We start from the raw sequence: 393 nt of genomic DNA on the forward strand, positions 1-393 counted from the left end.
CCCTTGGAGGCTTTCGGACGCCGGCCGCCCCAATATGCAGCGCCGTCAATCATGCGGCCGGCATCCGAAACCCTTCACAAAATGCGAAGAACTCAGATTGAGCAAATCTGGTCTGCTCTGGAGCGATGAGCGGACCTTCTGCAGACGAACCGGGACGGTAACGCACTCAGCGAGGCCCTGATTTCCTCGACAACCCCTTGAACGAACTGGCGCGCAACAGTCCCTCCGACGTGATGTCGCGGTACTCGACCTCAGCATAAAACTGCGGCTCTACCCATGTCGCTTTCGGCTTCTTGATGGGTTTGGTCAGCTTAGTTTTCGGACTGACAACGGTCTCAAGCTGCTTCCTGATTTGACTGGAGACCGTGCGGGACCAGCCGGTGCCGACCTTGC

General features: G+C 58.0%; 1 protein-coding gene. It reads right to left on the reverse strand.

The features are described from left to right. Positions 1-166: 166 nt before the first annotated feature. The coding region (locus XI06_RS12810; protein ID WP_442869424.1) for an ATP dependent DNA ligase at positions 167-393 on the reverse strand (227 nt) is incomplete at its 5' end.

This window comes from Bradyrhizobium sp. CCBAU 11434 (genome assembly GCF_028128895.1).
Lineage (GTDB): Bacteria > Pseudomonadota > Alphaproteobacteria > Rhizobiales > Xanthobacteraceae > Bradyrhizobium > Bradyrhizobium zhengyangense.